Below are 19,572 nucleotides of genomic sequence, written 5' to 3'. Positions count from 1 at the left end.
ATTAAAATTTTATTCCAAACTTTTTTACTTTATCTAATGAGTCAAAACACTTAATTAAAGAGCCTTCTTTCACTGAATCTTTCTTTAAAAGTTTTGAACTTACATATTTGATATTAGATAACTCTTTATACTCAAATAATTTTGTTTGTTCACCTAAGGCAATAATTTTTTTCCAATCATCAGAAGTTATTAATTTTAATCTATCATAAATAGGCTTTATTTCTATAACTTCATTTTCTTTTAATGTAGATAAAGTTTTTATCTCTATTAATTTATTTGGATTTTCAGAAATAAATTCTAACCCTTTTTTTCCAATATGACAATCTTTGGAATTTAAATTTTTATTTTCTTTTATCTTTTTAACTAAATCAAAGAGGTCATAATAATCCAATCCTTTTATTGGATGCTTATCAACATAGAATTTGAAACCATCCCAAAATTTTACACCAAATTTTTTGATTTCACTTTTTACAAATAACTCATTTTCAGTGTCATTTTGATTAACTTCTTTTTCTTTAGCTCTTGAAATTGCTTCCTCCTCTGAAATTAAGTAGTCTTTTGTTGCGTTGCTATTTAGGCTGTATTCTATTTCTTGTAGTTTTTTCCATGAACTTTCTTTTTTTGCATACTCTGATATGAGTGTGTTTGCTGCATTCTTAGTTAAGTGGTTATAAACAAAAACTAATAATTCTTTTAGTAAATTAATTATAGAATCATTTAAGCGTTGTTCTGCGTAAATTTTCCAAAGATCAGTTCTGTTTTTTGTTAAGTAATGGAAATACGAAATAGTATATGCTACCGAATATGATTTAAGGTTTGTGTCACCAATAGCGTTAACATTTTTTCTTCCAAATAGTTTGTCGACTGTTCTGAAAATTATGGCATTAGCGATTAGCTTTTTATAAAAGTTTTCGCCTGGCATTTTGTTTTTTTCAACTAATTCATTAATATTTTTAGTGAAATCAACAAAGTTCTTTTGTGAACCCCTAGCAACCATAAATGGTTTAAGGTCCCATAGATTTATATATTTAGCAATATCTGATTTAACAAATTTAAAATTAGTAGGGTTTTGTTCTTTAAACTTCTTTTGCATACTTGGAGTAAGTTTATTTATAGATTCCCTATACTGTCCTTTTACTCTTTCAAAGTACCATAAAACGGATTGGTTTTTATTTTCAGGATTAACAACATATTTTTTTCTTGATAAGCTTTCTATTTCGACAAAATAAGGGTTGTTAGATGATAAGTCTAATTCTGTAACTTTGTTTTGGCTGTTTGCAAACCTTGCAATATTTGGAACTTCTAGATTTTTTTGCTCAACATCTTTTATAACAGTTAGTTTCATTTGGACAGAGATACTGCTTAAATCCGCATCCTTATATTTTTTTTGAGTATGAAATAACGAAGCCGTCGTTTGACCTCCATTTACTATCTGAAAATCATTTAATTTGGTTATGTATAATTTGTTATTAATAGTTTGAGTTTCTACTTCATTAGCTGTAGCAGTAATACCATTGTTGTATGGTAAAAACATTTGTGGTTTTTCTCTTATAGTATCTCTAATACCTTTATTAAATTTTCCTGCTTGACCTAGAAAGGCTCTTACATTACTTTCCAATAGTTCATTAGAAAATTCTTTATATAAATTAGCTAATACAGAACCTGGGATGATAGCTAAATAACAATCGTATAACTCATCAATACTAGGTACTTTTAAGCATTGTATTCCTTTTTGTTGCGGATCTAAAAATTTTGAGAATTCTATTTCTATAGGCTCTCTACTACTATTTGTTTCATTAATTCTAAAGAATCTATTAATGTCCCAAATATTGAGGTTAATACTTAAATTCTCATCTAAACCATTAATAACGATTTTATCAACATTTTGATTAGAATTGCCGTTGATAAGAAGATTTATATTAACTCTATCAAAAAGATGATTCTGTTTACCTATAACTTTTAATAATTCTATCAACTCGATATTAGAAGCGTCAATATAATCTATATGTTTTTTAAATGCTGCATTAATAAAACGTTTAATTTGATTTAGAGCTTTATCAAAATCTGTTTTTAATATATTATATGTATAGTCATCTTGAATATAATATGTGATAAAAAGTTCTAATGTTTCAAAATAACTTTTATTTGAGTCGTCTTTGTAATTGTCTTTTAAACAGTAGCCATTAATTTTCCAGTCTATTCCTCCCTTAGAATTAGGATGAACAAAAGATAGCACTCTTGCACCATCTGTCTTTCCTATGGATTCAAGTATTTCTATGCAGTATTCGGTGAATTTGTCTTCAAAGCTTGATCCCTCACCATCTGAATATACAAGAGCTGCAATTTCAGATTTCACTTCTTCAATATAATTATTTAAAGCTCTATTCATTTTTTAATTCATTAATTATTGTGTCAAAATCAACTCTATAGTCTTCAATAGCAGAATTTTCAATATAATAGGAGGTGTTATATATTCCTTGAGGTAAGCTATTCGTGGTTAGTCTTGGAAAAGAATCATTGACTTGATATAAAGATCTTGATTTTATACCATATTGAGCGTTATAATTATCTCTATCTTCATCATTATATTCTGCTGATCCAAGTTTTTCATTAAAGTACTTTAGAGTAGCTGTGTTATTTGATATTTTTCCTCGAATAATATCTACTATTGAATTAAGTGAAATACCGTTTTCCTTAAGAGTTTCAGAAATATAATTGTTTAAAAATAAATTTTCAAGATTTGAATTTTCTAATTGTCGTTCAGTAGTGATTTTTATTCTAGGTAGTTTAGATGTAGTGAATTTGATTTCAAAACTAGTTGTTCCAAGTGTAAAATCTTTGTCTTCATAATCAGGTCCTGTCCAGCAATTTAATAGATAGTCAGGGTTTATGTTATTATCAATTAATTCATTCAGAAATAAAAGTTCACCTAAAAGACCCTTTTGTTGTTCTAAAGTTAGTCCTTGTGTGTTTAATTTATCAAATAATTTTTTCCATTTTTGAATGACGTTTGATGTAATAGTAATAGCTTCATTTTCTGTTGGTATGTTGGTTATTTCCTCAATAATATTTTCAATAAATAAACTAAAGATACCTTTAAGTTCATTATCAATTAAATATATATTTAACTCTTTACTATCATCAAGGTCAAAAACAGCAATTCTAACTCCTTTAAAACTTGAATTTTTAAATTCTGGAATAATAGTGTGTTTTGATAATTCCATCAAATACAGATGATTGCCTGTTATATGATTTGTAGCTGCAAAACAATTAAATTGAGGTAATATATCAATTCTCGTTTTTACTATTAACTCATCTTTGGAAGGCTTTTGAAACTCCCAAATTGATTTTAAATCTAACATAGCTATTCAGTTTTAAGGTTTTCCTCTTCAGGCATAACTTCTTCATCAAAATCATCAAAAATTGTTGCCGTATAAGATGTTTTAGTCTCGTTATCTATTTCAGGGAAATATATACTGTAACCAACTATAGGTGTGTTGTTTGTCAAACCACTTGTTCCTCTTTCATCTAGTGCATAAATTAAAAGCAATCCTTTTCTTTCTGTTTTTCTTTGTTGTTTAATTGAACTGTATGACCCTAAATCTTGTTTTTCTAAATCAACTTGTCTATCAACTAAGTCATCTATTTGATTTTTAGTTATCTTATACTGATCAGATGGTTCAGTCTGATTTCTTATACTACAAGTCAAGGCGTAAGTTTTTCCTTCAGAGATTAAATTGTATTGCGTAGGAAGACCTTTAGTTTTTCTTCTGTTTTTCTTATCATCTTCATTGGTATAAAAACCTACTTCTTTATCAGTATTAGATACTATACATATTGTCCACTCATTAATACTATTTTTAGCTCTTTGTAATTCAATATAGTCAGTTATTACTTGCTTGTTTATATGTGGGGTGTCAACACTAAAACCATTTATAAATTCTGTTAGAGGTTCTGTGTTCACATCATTAAAGATTAAATATCTCAATTTACCTCTTTTATTAATTGTTTTTGCGCTGCTAAGCCTCTGAGTTAAAGTTTGTAATTGTTTGAAATTGTTGCTTATAGAATCAAAGTCTTTGTTTAATAAGTATGTTTGTAGGTTAGTTCCAGAAAATGAAATTTTTATGTTAGTAGACCAATATAATTTAGAAGCACTAGTTACAGCCAATAGACCATGGTGGTTTCTAACTTTTAATTTAAAATCTTTAGGTTTTAGATTTTGAGAACTCATAATGTCAAAATCATTTCTCATTTCTTCTGTAGCCATTGTGATATGGTTAAACCAATCAAAAATTCTATTATTAGTGAAAAGTCTACATAAATCAACGTAGCTAGGTCTGTATCCAAACCATCTTCCCATTTGCATAAGTGAATCATACATTTTAGTAGTTCTCAGGTAATAGCTCACAGAGAGACCTTCTAGAGTGATTCCTCTTGATAGTTTACCTCCACCAATAGCAATTACAGATAAACCGTTTTCATGTCTGTCATAATCTATATTGGCAATATTATGATAGTCGATTTTTGATAATGAAGTAGTCCCATGAACAGCTCTAACATCAAACTTTTTTATAGCTGCTCTAATTTCTTGTTCTACTTCTTCCCAAGTATGAGGTTTAATTCTATTGTCTTTATATCTAAGATTTTCTAAGACATTTTCAGTGGTTGGTTTAAAGTCAGACTCAAAGATATTTCTCATATCTTCAATAAACTCAATATCATTAGCCTCAATATTATTGGTGAATTCCTTTACCAATTCATTGACAAGCATAGCCACTCTGTCTATCCATTTAACGTATAAAGCAACATGGATAAGCATTGAGTTATGTTTTTTTTCATGTCCTCTTAACCTTCTAATTGCACAAGTAAGAATAAAAGATTTGATGGCATACTTCAGACTATTTGGTAGATATTCAGGTAAATCGTCTTTATTGTGCTGATTGATTTTCTCAAAAAGGGGAGGATTATATTCTTCGCTATAAATTGGTCTAAAAATGTCTAGTGGCTCTGTGTTTTCTTCAGAATTGAGGTCTTCTAATCCAAACAAAGTAGAAGCTCCTATATAATTCTTAGCAGCTTTAATATTTACAATAAAATGCTTGGGAAATAAGTCATCTCCAATGAAATATTCTTTGCCTTTGACATAAGTAGTTAAGTCTTCATTGTATTCTTGAGAGATGAATAAGTTAGCATAAGGTGTAGCAGTGTAACCTATAAATGTATTTTGGTCAAATAAGTTAAGTAAGACTCTTATTAGTTTATTTATTGTTTTAACTTCATTAATATCTTTGGTAGTGTTTACTGATGCATAATCCGATTCATCATCAATAATTAACGCAGGAATATTTAACAGTTTTTTTCGTCCTTCAATGGTTTTAATATCTTCATTGTGAGACAACCAATCTATCAAGTTTTCAAGAATAGTTTTGTTTTTTTTGATGACAAATACAACTGGGTTTTTACCAATTGGAATATTAGAATTATGCAATTGTTTTGTACTAAAGTCACCTTCATCTCCTTTAAGGTAATATGAAGAAGTTAAAGGGTATATATCTGTTTTTACCTTAAATTCTCCAACACCTTTTATTCTATTTTCCCTTTTGTTTCTTAAATAAGCAGAACTGTCTCTTCCAATATAGCCTGCATCTATTCTTTCTTGTGTCTGTCTTCTCAGAGAACTGATTGTTCCAGCAATAACAATGATTAATTTATAACCTGCGTCAGTTGCTTTATTTATTAATCCTACATAGTTTGATGTTTTTCCAGATTGTACATGTCCAACTACCATTCCTCTTCTATCCCAAGAGCCTTTCTGTTTAGGGTTGACACACTTGTCTAGGATTTTATCAGTAAAATCATCTAGTGATGGAATTGGAAAAGAAGGATCTTTTGCTTTTAAATACAATTTGTACCTTTCCCAAAGTTCAAACTTTATGTTTACCTTTTCGTCATTAAGCCATGGTTCAATATCATCTGTCATTGAAGTAATTGAGCCTTGGCCAATACTTAAGTCAGACATTAAGACTTCAAATAAATCCTCTTTATTAATTTGTTGACCAGGTATAATATCTATTGCGGATACTTTATCTATTATTGAGAGTATTATTTCTTCAGTTATTTCTCCATTTTTTTTCTCGTGGTCTAATAAAGAATGAGCAATCATTCTAGCTGTTCCGTTTATGTTACTCATTTTAAATAGTCGTTTATAAGTGGAAAAAGATTGAATGGTACAGAGTTCATTATCTGCTGTCTTGCTAGTGAATCAGGTATACCATTTTCTATATTTATTTTAAACAAATCAATAGCTAACTGAATTAAAGCATCATCCGGTGTTTCAGATATTTTCTCTAATTCATGATGAGAAGGGTCTTCATTTTGGTTGTATAAAATAAGTTCAATAGGAATATTACTTTCTATTAACTTAAGTGTTTTAGAAAAAATCTTTTTTGAACCTTCTATTTCTAGAGCTTGAGCTACTATAGGATGCCTTCTATTGATTTGGTATTTTTTGATTCCATCTCTATTTGTCGTGTCTTTCCAAAGCATTTCTAAGTTTTTTTCACTACCATTTTGTGAAAAGGATTTTTGTCCTCTCCAATTATAAATCTTAGCAGACTTCTTAATAGCAATTTTAGCTATTCGAGATAATTCTCTACGGATTGCAATAGGAGGTGTTGCTGTAGATTTTTTTATATCCAAATTCCAATCAAAATCTCCAGTATTAGGAAAGTTAATTGCAATTCTAGCTAACTTAGAATAGTCTCTTTTCTTTTCAAGTCCTAGCCAATCTCCTGAAACCAGAAGTCTATCTCCTCTATATATGTAAAACCCTTGCTGGTTAAACCACCCTAAAGGTCCTCCAGATTTTTCATATTCATCATGTGAAATACGAGACATATGGGGTAAAATATAATAGGTTACTTCAACATTATTTTTCATCCTTTCTGGTTGTCCCATTTCTGGTTTTGTAGTGAGATTATATAAGAATGGATTCCAAGAATCGATGGAATAGGAGTTAGAACTCAATGTTAATTTAGAATTTTCAATAAACCTATGAAAAACTAACCCAAGATGCTTTTTAACAATAGACATTTCCTCATAGAAAGCATTTTTCACACTTTCATTGTTTTTTTGAGCATTACCTACTATTCTATCTAAATTTTCCCATAATACTAATGTTCCAGAATCAAATTTATCAAGTAGTCCTAAAAAGTCTAAATCTGAAATATAATCTAATAAAGCCCACTCTTCAATTTGATTGATATAGTCAATATCCCAGCATCTTTTTATTGTATTGTATCCTTTCTTTTTTGTAACAACAGTAAGTCTTTTACATTGAGAGAATGAAGCTGTTTTAAGTCCCATACCAAACCTACCTAAATCATTCTCATTTCTAATTTCCTCAGGATCTTTGCTACCGGGAGTCATGGCTTCAATAAGCTCTTCTAAATTCATCCCGTTTCCATTGTCAATGATTGATATGAAAGACTTTTCTCCTTCCCACTTGTAGTTTATTTCTACCATGTCTGCATTTGCAGAAATACTATTATCTACAATATCAGCAATAGCTGTTGATAAATTATATCCAAAACTTCGGTAGGAATTTATTGTTGATTTTGGGTTAGGTCTTGCATTTTCAGCTCTGTATTTATCCATATTATAGCATTTCCTTAATTTTATTAGCAATTCCTTCAGCCATTAAAGGAGGTACCGCATTACCAATTTGTTTAAATGCAGATGTTCTGCTACCCTCAAAAAAGAAATCATCAGGGAACGATTGAATTCTAGCAGCTTCTCTTAATGAAATTGATCTGTTTTGCTTTATATCTGGATGAATATAATAATGTCCATCCATTGCTATATGAGCAACAACAGTGTTAGATATACCATTAGGGTCTACAACTTGGAATCTATTTGTAAATGATGTAGTGTTTTTATGCTTAATTAGTCTTTTAGGTAAGTCAGCATAATTTAATCTTTTTCCTTTTTTAAGAAGTAAATTAACTGCTATTCTATAAATCTCCAAATCTGTTTCATTGTGTGGTCTAGCGATATGTTGAGTAGTGAAATCAATGCAATTTCTGATACCGGTTTCTTGTAAGTATTCAGTTATAGGTTTGCCGTACTTAACAATACCAAGAGAACCTTCTCCATGTTTTAGTTTAGGTAAATCAGAAAACAAACTTTTTCCAAGATTATATTTAATTGGTTTTTCTTCAAAATCAGGATATTCATGATTATACCCTTTTTTCCAGCCAATCATTATAACTCTTTTCCTATCTTGTAAGACATTAAAATTTTTGGAGTTAAGATGTTTTGATTTTGGTATTTCTATTTTGTAACCAGCTCTATCAATTGCGCTAAAAATTTTTTTTAAAAAAGTACCATTACTAGCTGATAGAATTCCCGGAACGTTTTCAAATACAAACATTTTAGGCTGATATTTTTTTAGAAAACCTACATAATGTTTGTAAAGATGGTTTCTTGGGTCATCAACCATTCCTTTTGGGTCTCTAGCTCTTCCTACAATAGAATAAGCTTGACATGGGGGCCCCCCAATAATTAAATCAACATTTTTATCTTCAAGGGAAGAATCTATTTGTTCATAAATTGAATTAAGAGTTTTTTTTGAAATTTCAGTGTTGATAACTGAATTAATTAGATTTTGAGGTACTGTATTCCAAAATTCTTCTCTTGTTATTTCCTTTTTTAAGTATTTGTGATATATGTTAATACTATTATTATCTTTAAGATAATGGTAAGCTGTTCTTGTTTTTAAAGTGTCGCAAGCATCTTTATTCATTTCCACGTGTGCAATTGGATCAAATCCAGCTTTTATAAAGCCTTCAGACAAACCACCTGCTCCAGAAAATAAATCAATAAATGTAAATTTAGACATAATACATGTTGTATGAATTCAAATTTTAATTAAACAAATAAAAAGTTCAATTAGATATAATTTATGTTTAAGTTATTTTATTTTTTAATTCGTCAAATCATCCCTAATGCGCCTCCAACCAATCACGACCAGTACCCAATTCCACATCAAGCGGCACCTCTAAAGTATAAGCACTTTCCATCTCCGTTTTTACTAAAGCTTTTATGGTTTCTAGTTCCGGTTTATACACATCAAATACCAATTCATCATGCACTTGTAGGAGCATTTTAGTTTTATAATTTCCAGCTTCTAGCTTATTATAGATGTTAATCATGGCAATTTTTATAATATCGGCGGCACTACCTTGTATGGGTGCGTTTACGGCATTACGTTCTGCTGCGCCACGAACTACGGCATTTCTAGAGTTGATGTCTTTTAAATAACGGCGACGCCCTAAAAGGGTTTGCACATAACCGTTATCGCGAGCAAAATCTACCTGTTCGCTTATGTAAGCGCGAAGCTTCGGGTAGGTTTCGTAATAGGTGTCAATAAGCTCTTTGGCTTCCCCACGAGATAAATCGGTTTGATTGCTAAGTCCGAATGCCGAAACACCATAAATAATACCAAAATTAACCGTTTTAGCATGGCTACGCTGTTCGCGAGTCACTTCTTCTAGTGCCACATTAAAAACTTTAGAAGCGGTTGAAGCATGAATATCCTCACCATTTTTAAAGGCCGAAATCATGGTTTTTTCCTTGCTTAAAGCCGCGATAATACGCAGTTCTATTTGCGAGTAATCGGCAGCTAGTAAAATATAATCTTCGTTTCGCGGTACAAAAGCCTTTCTAACTTGTCGGCCACGTTCGGTACGAATTGGTATGTTTTGTAAATTCGGGTTGTTACTACTCAAACGCCCTGTTGCAGCTACCGTTTGCATATAATCGGTGTGTACGCGTGCCGTAACTTCATCGATTTGATTTGGTAAAGCATCTACATAAGTGCTTTTTAATTTCGATAAACCTCTAAAGTCTAAAATATCCTGAACAATAGGGTGCTCCTTGGCTAAATAACTTAAGATGTCTTCCCCCGTTTTATACTGTCCCGTTTTGGTTTTTTTAGGTTTGTCTACCAGTTTCAGTTTCTCGAAAAGCACTACGCCCAATTGTTTTGGCGATGCAATATTAAAGGTCTCGCCAGCCGTTTCGTAAATACGAGTTTCTAGGGTAGCGATGTCACTATTAAGTTGCTCCGAAAGGCTGTTTAAAAAGGCCTTATCTAAATTAATCCCTTCCAATTCCATGGCTGCTAAAACGCGAAGTAGCGGAATTTCAATATCATCAAATAAGGTTTGGGTATTAGCCTCGCCCAATTCATTTTTAAAATGTTCTTTAAGCTGTAGCGTAATATCGGCATCTTCAACGGCGTATTCGGTTTGTTTTTCCAAATCGACGTCGCGCATTGATAACTGATTTTTACCTTTCTTCCCAATTAAAGCTTCAATAGAAACTGGCGTGTAATTCAAATAGGTTTCGGCTAAAACGTCCATATTATGACGCATATCGGCGTTAATTAAATAATGCGCGAGCATGGTATCGAACAATTTGCCTTTTACCGAAATGTTGTATTTGGCTAAAACTTTAATGTCGTATTTTAAATTCTGACCAACTTTTTCGATGGCTTCATTTTCAAAAAACGGACGCAATTGTTCTATCAATTCTTGAGCTTCGTCTCTGTTTTCCGGAAACGGTAAGTAAAAGCCTTTGCCCACTTCCCATGAAAATGCAATGCCTACCAATTCGGCCGATAACGGATTTAACCCTGTGGTTTCAGTATCAAAACACACACTGGTTTGGTTCAATAAATTTTTAATAAACAATTTGGTGGCCATGCCCGAAGCGACACTTTGGTAAAAATGTGGGGTGTTTGCTATGTTTTTGCGCTCAAAAGTGTTTGTTATTGGCGCTTCCGCGGAAGAAGGGTCTGCTCCAAACAAAGAGAACTGCCCTGCTCCAGCAGCCTTTACTTCTTTAGGCGTTTCTTTGGTTTCTGCTACTTCTGAAGCTTTAGTAGTTTCAGTTGAAGTTCCCGAAACCCCTTGAACAGCAAAAGTCTTGGTGAAATTATCAATTAATCGTCTAAACTCTAATTCTTGGAAAATCTCGGTCACTTTTGGAATATCAGGTTCCGACATTTCAAAGTCTTCCGCATTAAATTCCACAGGAACGTCCAGCATAATAGTGGCGAGTTTTTTAGAAAGCAAGCCCAATTCACCGTTAGCCTCAACTTTCTCTTTCATCTTCCCTTTAAGCTGATCGGTATTGGCAAGCAAACCTTCCATGCTTCCAAATTGTGCAATAAACTTTTTGGCTGTTTTTTCGCCAACACCTGGAAGTCCAGGAATGTTATCACTAGCATCACCCATCATACCCAGAAAATCGATCACCTGCATAGGGTCTTCTACTTCAAACTTGGCTTTCACCTCCGGAATGCCCCAAGTTTCGTAACCGCCTCCAAAAACAGGGCGGTACATAAAAATATTTTCGGTTACTAACTGTGCAAAATCTTTATCTGGTGTTACCATAAAAGTTTGGTAGCCTTCTTTTTCTGCTTTTTTGGCAAGGGTTCCAATAACATCGTCGGCTTCATAGCCGTCCTTAACCATAATAGGAATGTGCATGGCTTTTAATATCTCGTAAATGTATGGCACGGCTGTTTTTATGCCTTCGGGTGTTTCATCACGATTGGCTTTGTAAGCCTCGAACATTTCAACACGATCGGCGCTACCGCCTTTATCAAAACAAACCGCTAAATGATCTGGGCGTTCACGCTTTATTACATCTAATAAAGAGTTCATAAACCCCATAATAGCCGAGGTGTCTTCACCCTTGGAATTGATTCTTGGATTCTTTATAAAAGCGTAATAACCACGGAAAATTAATGCATAAGCATCGACTAAAAAAAGACGTTTTTGATCGGACATTGTATTTGTTTTGATAGAAAGTCAAAACTACGAAAACTTAGGCTTAATTTAAGAAATATAATACCTTGCTTTACTGAGGTTGGGGTTTTATGGTTTAAAATAGTTAACATCAAAAAGATTTATTTGAAAGGACTGTAATTGCCTTTTTTTTGAAACGTGGTACATGGCCTATCGAAGATTTATCGTAAAATTTGAAGTGAAAACACCGTAAAATTTCAGGCTGTTTGAGCTGAACGGAGTTTTCTTTGAACCTTAAATTCTCATAGCGAGTTCCTGAAATTTAGGTGTCGAACGAAAAATTTAGATAAAGGTTCGTAAGCCTAGATTTTTTTGGTTCGTTTTTTCATCAATGGAAAAAATGAACATTATTATCATTCAAATAAAACATGTTAATTCTTAACGATTCGTTAAATAAAAAACCCTTCGTTAACTATTCCCTTATAATACGACTATCTTTAGCAAAAATTTAAAATGATACGTTGGATTATTTTTATTGTTATTTTTTTAGTGGCCGATTATTATGCTTTTCAAGCGTTTAGAACCGTTACAAAAAATAATATACTTCTTGCTTTATATTGGGTGATTACCCTTTTTGTACTTGGAAATTTCGTTTTTCAGTTTTATGGTTTTAACCGTAGCGATGGGTTTTCACATACTCATGGTTATGCGGTTGGGTTTTTAATTGCTGTGGCTGTACCGCTTATTTTGGTAGTTGGTGTGATGCTTCTAGAAGATGTTTTTCGAGTGCCGCAAGCTATTTACAGATATTTTACAGAAGGCCAGAGCGACAACAGACAATATATGTCTTCGCGTCGTCATTTTATAAGTAAAGTAGCCTTGGGCCTAGCTGCTATTCCTTTTGCGTCTATTATTTATGGGATTTATAAAGGACGTTACAATTACAAAGTTTTAAAATATACCATGTATTTTGAAGACCTTCCTGAGGCTTTCGATGGTTACAAACTCACCCAACTAAGTGATATTCATTCGGGAAGTTTTGATGATATGGAAAAGGTGGAATATGCGGTCGATTTAATTAATGAACAGGATAGTGATGTGATTCTCTTCACCGGTGATATGGTGAATAATAAAGCTGAAGAACTCATACCCTATAAATCTGTTTTCGGACGATTAAAAGCGAAAGACGGCTTGTATTCGGTTTTAGGAAATCATGATTATGGCGATTATGTGAAGTGGGGTTCTGCTGAAGCACAAAAGAAAAACTTAGACGATTTAAAGGCTATTCAAAAGGAAATGGGCTTTAATATGTTGCTGAATGAAACCAGGTTTTTAGAGAAAAATGGCGAGCGTATCGCCTTGGTAGGCGTTGAAAACTGGGGAATCGGTGGTTTTAAACAGGCTGGCGATTTAAAAAAGGCTTCCGAATTTGTTGACGCCAACGATTTTAAAATATTAATGAGTCACGATCCTACCCACTGGGAAAAACAAGTGATTGATGACGATTACCACTACCATTTAACGTTAAGCGGACATACTCATGGGATGCAGTTTGGTATTGAAATTCCAGGCTGGTTTAAATGGAGTCCCGTAAAATGGCGTTACAAATATTGGGCAGGTATCTACAAAGAGAAAGGCCAATTTATTAACGTGAATCGCGGATTTGGATATCTGGCATTTCCAGGACGTGTAGGTATTTGGCCAGAAATAACGGTTATTGAACTAAAAAAGGGTCAGGCTGAAGCATAATTTCCTGTAATTGAGTTCAACTGATTTTGTTAAGGATTTATCTGATTTATTGTTCTAAGAATTATTTGTGATGAAACGTATTTTTATGGCCTATCGAAAATTTATCGTGAAATTTGAAGTGAAAACACCGTGAAATTTCGGGCTGTTTGAGCTAAACGAATTTTATAATTTAGTTCTAATTTTTATTGCGAGTTCCTGAAATTTAGGTGTCGAACAAAAAATTTAGATAAAGGTTCGTAAGCCTAGATTTGCTTGTCCAGAGCGAAGTCGAAGGATTGGTTCGTTTTTTTATCAATGAAAAAAATGAACTATGTTATACATTACATAGAAGTAATGATTCCATATAAAAGTTGCAATTGACTAGAAATTGCGTATTTTTATACTAATACACTGATAATTAATAGTCCGTATTCAGGTGGTATTTAAACGACATGGAAACGGAACTTTTAAAAGTGTGTTTCAAAATTAAACTACATAGTATGTCAAAATTTGGGGAACTTATAGATGTGAATATTCCGGTATTATTAGATTTTTATACCGAATGGCATTCGCAATCAGAATCCATGAATCTCACACTTAGAGATGTGGCTGCTGCTTTAGGAGATAAAGCGAAAGTCATTAAAATTGATATTGAAAAAAACAAAGCGCTTGCCGATGCTTTGCGTGTAAAGGCTTTGCCTACGCTTATGATTTACAAAGATGGCGAAATGAAATGGCGTTATAGTGGCGAGCAAGACGCTAACACCCTTATTGGTATTATTCAAGATTATATTTAGAAGTTCAAAGCTTTAAATGAAAAGCCTTGCTTTGTGTAATACTCTAAAACTTTAGGTAGCGCATATTGCATGTTTTTTGCGGCTTTTACACTGTCGTGAAACACAATAATACTACCAGGTACGGCATTTGAAAGTACGTGGTCGAGACACTTTTCTTCGCTTATTTCGCGATCCCAATCAAACGATATAATATCCCACATGATGATTTTATAACCTAAGGCGATTAGTTTTTTGCCTTGTGAATTTTTAATTCTGCCGTATGGCGGACGAAATAGTTTTTGGGAACGAGGTTTTAAACCCTGCTCTTGATTTAGTAGGTCGTTGATGAGGTTTTGGGTTCTCGCAACATCTTCAAGATAGGGTTCTGTTTTGGTTTTCCAGCCCTTAAGGTGATGATGGGTATGGTTGCCTATGGCATGGCCGTCTTTTAAAATAGCTTTAAAAATATCGGGGTGTTTTTCTATATTGTTACCAATGCAGAAAAATGTAGCTTGAGCTTGATATTCGGCCAATTTTTTTAAAGTCCAATCGGTAACCTCTGGTGTGGGACCATCGTCAAAAGTGAGGTAGATGGTTTTATCGTTGGTAGGGATGTCCCAAATGTACTTTGGGAACATCTTTTTTACTACCAACGGAACTTTTACAGGAATTAAGGGCATGCCACCTTAATTTAAAATTATTTCAGACTGTCTATAATCTGTAATCCTTCAACCGCTTCAGGCGGTGTTACGGGTTCTACAGCATCTTCAGGTTCATCTTCACCATAAAAATGCTTAAAGGATCGTAAGTGGTTGTTAAAAATATCACCTTCACTTTCAGCGAATTTAATATCATACTGAATTAAAACATCAATCAAGCCTTTGTAGCGCTGGATATCGGTATAAATATCTTCAAATAACCGCTCTTGGTTTTCAATTTTTAATCCGCTATAATAACTTAGGTTTTCTTGGTATTTTTTAGCGACATCTTTAAATAATTTACGAGCTTTTTCTTGATTACCAACTTCGTAATACAAGCTAATGTAAGGTTCTAAAAGCGTGTAGTACCCAAAATACTCTACAGGCATATTCTTCATGGCGATGTCTGCAATTTCTTCAGCCTTATCTAATTTGCCTTCATTAATTAATTGTTCCCCTAAACGCGCTAGGTTACCACGATATGTAATAGAATTTTTTCTGGTTTCTACATCATGGTAAATGTCTGGGCTTCCACTGTTACCCCAATACCATTTCTTTACCTTTTCATACATTAAATCGCTATCTACACGTCCCATGTCGAATGGGTTGTTTTTATCAATAGGCGTTTTAATAGGAACTAATTTATAGCATAAACCATCCAATTGTAAATAGTCTTTCATCCATAAATAATCGTCGTCACCAAAACTTCCGCCTGTAAAATAAATAGGGCGTTCCCAATGGTTGTTAGCTACGATATCTAACATAAGAAGTCTGTTTTTGTAAAGCGCACCACCAGATACCGTGATATCTATATACGGAACAATTTTATCGACATCCTTTTCTTTTACAATACCAGATTTTAGAACATTTTCTTTGTTAACTGGAATACGTAAATGAGGTGTTGGTAAGTAAGTGGCATTGGCATCCTGACTTCTTACTTTCGATATATCTACGCCTTGTTGTTGTAATACGTATTTGTATTTCGTTTTAGGGTTGTTGCTTCCAACAAAATCTAAAAACTGTTTGACTTGTAAGGTGTCTTTAATTACGGGTTGAATGATAATATAATCGTTAGTACCAAAACGGTATAAATCGTGTGTAAGTTGAGAAGGAATTGGGTCACTCTCGTAAGCCTTACGCTTCATTTGGTCGATGTACCAATCGGTTTGGAATAAACTGGTGTTTACAACACGTACATCAGTTCTATAACCTTCAATTTCTTGAGCGTACCAAAGGGCAAAGGTATCGTTATCGCCAATGGTGAATAAAATGGCGTTTTCGGCACAGGAGTCTAAATACATTTTAGCCATAGAATTGGCTGTGTATTTTCCTGAACGGTCATGGTCATCCCAGTTGCTTGCTATTAAATTTAAAGGCACCAATATCAAACAAAGTGCCGATACCACAGGTGCTGCTATAATTTTAGGAATATAGTTTTTAATAAAATCATAAGCCGCATATACCCCAAAACCTATCCAGAGTGCAAATACATAAAATGATCCTACTACCGAATAGTCGCGTTCTCTTGGTTCAAACGGACGTACATTGGTGTATACCTGGATGGCCAAACCTGTAAATAGGAAGAATACTAGGGTTACCCAAAATATTTTTTTGTCTTTATTAAAAAGAAAGAAAAAACCTAAAAGTCCTAATAATAGAGGTAAGAAGTAATAGGTGTTTCTAGCCTTGTTGTTTTTTACATCACTAGGCAGATTCTCTTGAGGAAGCCCAAGGTGCCACTCGTCTATAAAGTTTATACCTGAAATCCAATTACCATGGTTATCATAACGTCCTTGAATATCATCTTGTCTTCCTGTGAAATTCCACATAAAATAACGCCAGTACATATAGCCTAATTGGTATTCAAACAGATAGGAGATATTACTGAAAAGCGATGGTTTTTCGATGTCGATATAGTCCTTAAATCGTTTTAGGAAATTATGGTAATCTTCGTAATCGACATTACCTCTAGCTACATCTTTTTGGAAATTAGCTACCGAGGCACGAAGCTCGTTTTCCATTTGATACTCTGGCTTTAATTTGAATTTTAAAAATCCAGTAAACATCATATAGTTCTCGGCATGCTCGGAGCTCCACATACGCGGCAAAATAGAGGCGTGTTTAGAGTTATAATTTTGTTTGGCGTTTTTGTAGTCGTTTACGATGACATATTTACCAGCTTCCTCGTCCTTTTCGTAATTGGGTTTGTCGTCTACATAAGGGTTATTTTCATCCAAATAAGCGTATTGATCGGTGAATTGCGGACCATAAAACAAATGGGTTTCTGGGTATTGCTCTAAGTTATAATATGCTAAAAGCTCTCTCGCACTATTGGGGTTGTTTTCGTTTACAACCACATTCGCATTGGCGCGAATAGGTAGCATAATCCATGTAGCAAAACCTATAATAACAAAAGTTACACACAGAATGGCCGTATTTAAATGCACATAGCTTTTGTTTCGCGTATATCTTAATGCATAGTAAATAAGAGCAACTAAGGAAATACCAGCAATAATGGATCCCGAATTGAACGGTAATCCTACTGTGTTCACAAAGAAGATTTCAAAAACACTAAATATTTTTAGAATGTTAGGTGCAAGTAATTTAAATACAAAAAGTAGGATGCCAACCGCAACGGCATTGGCAATAATGAAGTTTTTAACGGTTATGGTTTTGTAATTTTTAAAATAATAGATTAAACCAATAGCAGGAATGGTTAAAAGGCCCATAAAGTGAACCCCAAAAGAAAGTCCGATAATAAAAGCAATCAAAATGAGCCAACGGTTACCTCTTGGTTTGTCCATGTCTTGTTCCCAGCGTAAGCCTAGCCAGAACAGTACCGACATAATTAAGGTTGCCATGGCGTATACCTCGGTTTCAACAGCATTAAACCAAAACGAATCTGTAAATGCGAAGGCTAAACTACCAACAAAACCACTTCCTAAAATAGCGATAGCTTTACTTTGCGTCATGTTATCATCCTGCACTACCATTTTTTTTAAGAGTAGGGTAATGGTCCAAAACATGAATAAAATAGTGAAGGCACTGGCTACAGCACTCATCATATTCATCATAAAACCAACTTGAGAAGGTTCTAGTGCGAACATGGAGAAAAAGGCACCAAGCATTTGAAATAAAGGAGCTCCGGGTGGGTGTCCTACTTCTAGTTTTGCAGAGGTTAATATGTATTCTCCTGCATCCCAAAAGCTTACTGTAGGTTCAACGGTTAAACTGTATGTAGTAAGTGCTATTAAAAAAGAAAACCAACCTAAAATGGTATTCCATTTTTTATAGTCAAAATTTGCCATGTATATCGTTATTTTTTTTGCAATGCGAATTTAAGAATAAATATGGTATAGCGGGCGATTTTATATTAAGCTTAAGTTTTTTGAAATATTTTTTTGTAAAAATGTTTGTAGAACTAAAACTTTGTTTTAAATTTGCAGCCTCATTACACGAATGGCCTATGGTGTAACTGGCAACACGTTGGTTTTTGGTACCAAAGAGTCTAGGTTCGAGCCCTAGTGGGCCAACAAAAAAGTCTTCCTTATTTAGGAAGACTTTTTTTATTTGTAGTGTTTTGTAATTAAACCTTAAAAGTAATCACGGGACGCATGGCATGATTTACTAAATCTTCACTAATGCTGCCGTTAAAAAAGTGCGAGATGCCTTTTCGGCCTCTGGTGCTCATGCTTATTAAATCGGCGTTTATGCTGTAGCTGTAATTAATAATGCCTTTTTCAATCGTGTTGTCGTTGTAAATCGTTATCGTAAAGTCTTCAGTGTTTAGATTTTTTACAAACTTTGTAATGCGTTCAGTCGCTGTTTTTGTCGTGATAAATTGATTTGGCGTATTTACTAAGAGTAAATGTATTTTAGCTTGCCATAGTTTAGCAAAATCTATAGTTTTTTGTAAGGCAGGTATACTTTCTTCAGCAAAATCTGATGCAAATACAATATTATTGATGTTGAATTCGGTATGCGGTCTTTTAATTACCAAAACTGGAGTTTCAGAATTTCTAACCACTTTTTCAGTATTGCTTCCTATTAAAATTTCTTCAATACCACTAGAACCATTCGAACCCATAATAATAAGGTCGATGTTGTTTTTTTCGCATTGCTTAGAAATACCGTTGTAAATTTCAGTAAATTCTATGCTGTCAATTAAACGAATGTCTTTTAGGTAATCGCGTTTAAGCAAATCATCAAATTTTTGTTTTGCCAATTTCATAAAGAATAACGCCTCGGGGCCTGAAGAGAAATTCATGGTGTTTACAGGGTCAATTTGCTGTAATGGTAAATCTAAAATATGGAGAATATGAATTTCACAGTTGTGCTTCTTAGCCAGTTGAGCAGCAACTTTTAGCGCATTTTCTGCTTGTGGTGAAAAATCGGTGGGGACTAGAATTTTGTTCATGATTTTAGTTTTTATTTTGAAGTCAAATTCAAATTTTTTGATTAGCTCTAAAATAAGAAATATTCTACTAAAAGTTAGTTTTTGTGGGGGCTTTAACGTTTTATTTGGTTGATTTTATTCATATTCATTAGGTG

General features: G+C 33.2%; 11 protein-coding genes and 1 tRNA gene. 3 read left to right on the top strand and 9 right to left on the bottom strand.

Annotated elements, in window-relative coordinates:
• Position 1 precedes the first annotated feature (1 nt).
• From JJL45_RS01960 to polA, 6 genes are all read right to left on the bottom strand, one after another.
• Entirely contained in the window at positions 2 to 2,389 is a 2,388-nt protein-coding gene (locus JJL45_RS01960) for an AIPR family protein (protein ID WP_068601037.1), read from the bottom strand.
• A complete protein-coding gene (locus JJL45_RS01955) occupies positions 2,382 to 3,362 on the bottom strand; it encodes a PD-(D/E)XK motif protein (protein WP_068601039.1) in 981 nt (326 codons plus the stop codon). The genes JJL45_RS01960 and JJL45_RS01955 overlap by 8 nt, the downstream gene beginning before the upstream one ends.
• A gap of 2 nt (positions 3,363 to 3,364) precedes the next feature.
• Positions 3,365 to 6,193, bottom strand: coding sequence for a Z1 domain-containing protein (locus tag JJL45_RS01950; protein ID WP_068601041.1), 2,829 nt, complete (start codon positions 6,191 to 6,193; stop codon positions 3,365 to 3,367).
• Positions 6,190 to 7,659, bottom strand: coding sequence for an ATP-binding protein (locus JJL45_RS01945; RefSeq protein ID WP_068601043.1), 1,470 nt, complete (start codon positions 7,657 to 7,659; stop codon positions 6,190 to 6,192). Before JJL45_RS01945 ends, JJL45_RS01950 begins: the two co-directional genes overlap by 4 nt.
• 1 nt (position 7,660) lies before the next feature.
• Positions 7,661 to 8,902: a DNA cytosine methyltransferase gene (locus tag JJL45_RS01940; RefSeq protein ID WP_068601045.1), complete on the bottom strand. Its 1,242-nt coding sequence runs from the start codon at positions 8,900 to 8,902 to the stop codon at positions 7,661 to 7,663.
• Positions 8,903 to 9,005: 103 nt separating this feature from the next.
• Positions 9,006 to 11,861: a DNA polymerase I gene (gene polA, locus JJL45_RS01935; RefSeq protein WP_068601047.1), complete on the bottom strand. Its 2,856-nt coding sequence runs from the start codon at positions 11,859 to 11,861 to the stop codon at positions 9,006 to 9,008.
• A 471-nt stretch (positions 11,862 to 12,332) separates the two neighbouring features.
• Between polA and JJL45_RS01930 the strand changes: the two genes are divergently transcribed.
• Complete coding sequence (locus JJL45_RS01930; RefSeq protein WP_068601049.1) at positions 12,333 to 13,568, top strand: metallophosphoesterase; 1,236 nt, start codon at positions 12,333 to 12,335, stop codon at positions 13,566 to 13,568.
• A 479-nt stretch (positions 13,569 to 14,047) separates the two neighbouring features.
• Entirely contained in the window at positions 14,048 to 14,344 is a 297-nt protein-coding gene (locus tag JJL45_RS01925) for a thioredoxin family protein (RefSeq protein ID WP_068601051.1), read from the top strand.
• Here the strand turns inward: JJL45_RS01925 and JJL45_RS01920 are convergent.
• Both JJL45_RS01920 and JJL45_RS01915 read right to left on the bottom strand, forming a co-directional pair.
• Complete coding sequence (locus JJL45_RS01920; RefSeq protein WP_068601054.1) at positions 14,341 to 15,003, bottom strand: polysaccharide deacetylase family protein; 663 nt, start codon at positions 15,001 to 15,003, stop codon at positions 14,341 to 14,343. The two genes, JJL45_RS01925 and JJL45_RS01920, sit on opposite strands and share 4 nt — an antisense overlap.
• A gap of 17 nt (positions 15,004 to 15,020) precedes the next feature.
• Positions 15,021 to 18,329, bottom strand: a complete 3,309-nt coding sequence (locus tag JJL45_RS01915) for a DUF2723 domain-containing protein (protein ID WP_068601056.1) — start codon at positions 18,327 to 18,329, stop codon at positions 15,021 to 15,023.
• A gap of 152 nt (positions 18,330 to 18,481) precedes the next feature.
• On the opposite strand from JJL45_RS01915, the gene JJL45_RS01910 reads away from it, so the two are divergent.
• Positions 18,482 to 18,554 (top strand) — tRNA-Gln (locus JJL45_RS01910).
• A 53-nt stretch (positions 18,555 to 18,607) separates the two neighbouring features.
• On the opposite strand, the gene JJL45_RS01905 is transcribed toward JJL45_RS01910, so the two are convergent.
• Positions 18,608 to 19,438, bottom strand: a complete 831-nt coding sequence (locus JJL45_RS01905) for a universal stress protein (RefSeq protein WP_068601058.1) — start codon at positions 19,436 to 19,438, stop codon at positions 18,608 to 18,610.
• Positions 19,439 to 19,572 lie beyond the last annotated feature (134 nt).

This window comes from Tamlana sp. s12 (genome assembly GCF_016767215.1).
GTDB lineage: Bacteria > Bacteroidota > Bacteroidia > Flavobacteriales > Flavobacteriaceae > Pseudotamlana > Pseudotamlana agarivorans.
The sequence above is the reverse complement of the archived record's forward strand: the minus strand, read 5'-3'. Positions and strand labels throughout refer to the sequence as shown.